Here is a 1,840-nt window from a genome sequence, read left to right as displayed (position 1 = left end):
TCCGGCCGGTCGGTGATGATGCCTTTCGCCCCATTGTCCAACAGTTTCCCCATTTGCTCTTCATCATCAATGACCCAATAATGCACCGGAATATTTAAATTGTTTAAAAAAGAGATAAATTTTGGTGAATCAAGAGAAAATCTTCCATGTTTTGTCGGAAGTTGGAAAACGTCCACCTTCGGATGATAGAGATGCCCAAATTGGCTCGTATATGCGGCAAAAGCTTTCCTTACATCCGTTTCACCGGCTCCCAAAGCGACCCGGTTTTGTGCATACAAATTGAAACGATCGACTTGTTCGCTATAGAAGCTCGTTACCACTACACGGTCTTCCGCCTTATATTCTTCAATTATTCTCCAAAGTTTCGAAGGCATCAAACTTCCTTCATAGGTTTCCGGGCTATCTTTGATATCGATGTTGATATACATATTTGGAAACTTTTCAAATAGTTCTTTCAATGTGACAATTTCCGCTTTTTGATCCCGATACGGGTGGTGTCCATTCTCATCTTTAAAGTGGTAACCAAAATTAAAGTTTTTTAATTCTTCCAGTGTAAAATCCTTTACGGCCCCTAATCCGTCAGATGTTCGGTCGATCGTTTCATCGTGGAACGCGACAATTTCTTCATCTTTCGTGAGCCTGATATCGATTTCAAAACCGTCGACTCCGAGTTCAAAAGCCTTTTCAAAAGCGATCATTGTATGTTCTGGCGCGAGTTTAGCCCCTCCTCTATGAGCCAGCACGACCGGGGCTTTTTGCAGCACTTCTTTTCCTTCCCGTTTTTGGGGTTTCATAAAGGCTTTGCTTCCAGCCCATGCAGCTGCACTTGCAGCGGCGATTGCCAACGCCAGTTTTGTCTTTTTTCCCATGATTGGCCTCCTTCATTTACGAGCTTCTAATCTATATTTTCTAATATGAGATTTCCTTGTATTCATTCCACCATAATCAAGTCCCTTAAAAAAGATTATAACGAAAATTGTAACGTCATGTCACGAATGTCGGTTGCTATTAAAAATACGTGTATGGTATCCTTGAAATGAAGAAAAGGGGTAATGAAAATGCAAGAAAGACAAGGGCTTATCGTGTATGTTTATCAGTTGAAACACGCCAAGAGTTTAAGAAAGTTCGGCCATGTGCATTATATTTCAAGAAAATTAAAATATGTGGTCCTCTACTGCAATCGGGACGAAATACCTTATATAAAAAATAAAATACAACGCCTTCCATTCGTGAAAGACGTGGTTGAATCCTACTTGCCGTTTGTAAAAAATGAATTTGAAAATACAAAATTCAAAAAAGATAAAGAAGAATATGACTACCGCATCGGGCTTTAACCGTTAATCCAGTGGCGGAATTAAGCGGTTCATTCGCAATACTCCGATCAAATGTTGATAGAATAAAATGGTTTCCGCATAATAGCAGGAATGTTTGATGTCCATCGGAATCGCTTCCTTGCCGATTTCTTTTAATGCTTCTTCAAATAATTGCAGCCTTTTGGAAGGTTTTCCGGGATTATAAGGGATTCCTTCACGGCATATGTATATAGGCATAAAGTTGCCATCGCCGACCGGTTGAAAGGCTACAGCTGGGGAAGCGTACGCTTCGTTTCCTTTATAAGATATAAACAAAAAGGCATTATGGAATCGTTTTTCGTTTGTGCGGATCAATTCACACAATTCATAAATATCTCCATAACCTTGTCCTAGCTCGACAAATTGTTGTGTCATTTTGATCATCCTTTCTATATACATAATACATATATTAGCATGTTAGAGGTGGCTTGCCCATGAAATATATTGTCAGCTTCTTCAGTTTGCTTGTCTTACTTATAGGCGGTGTC

General features: G+C 39.7%; 3 protein-coding genes. 1 reads left to right on the top strand and 2 read right to left on the bottom strand.

The genetic code is table 11. The features are described from left to right. Positions 1-869: glycerophosphodiester phosphodiesterase (locus GX497_18330; protein HHY75136.1), on the bottom strand; the 869-nt coding region annotated here is incomplete at its 3' end. Positions 870-1,058: 189 nt separating this feature from the next. Between GX497_18330 and GX497_18325 the strand changes: the two genes are divergently transcribed. Further along, complete coding sequence (locus tag GX497_18325; GenBank protein HHY75135.1) at positions 1,059-1,334, top strand: DUF2129 domain-containing protein; 276 nt, start codon at positions 1,059-1,061, stop codon at positions 1,332-1,334. 3 nt (positions 1,335-1,337) lie between these two features. Here GX497_18325 and GX497_18320 read toward each other — a convergent pair whose 3' ends face one another. Continuing rightward, positions 1,338-1,727: a methylthioribose kinase gene (locus tag GX497_18320; protein ID HHY75134.1), complete on the bottom strand. Its 390-nt coding sequence runs from the start codon at positions 1,725-1,727 to the stop codon at positions 1,338-1,340. Positions 1,728-1,840: the final 113 nt, after the last annotated feature.

This window comes from Bacillus sp. (in: firmicutes) (genome assembly GCA_012842745.1).
Taxonomy (GTDB): domain Bacteria; phylum Bacillota; class Bacilli; order Bacillales; family Bacillaceae_J; genus Schinkia.
This window is presented reverse-complemented; position numbering and strand designations above follow the sequence as displayed.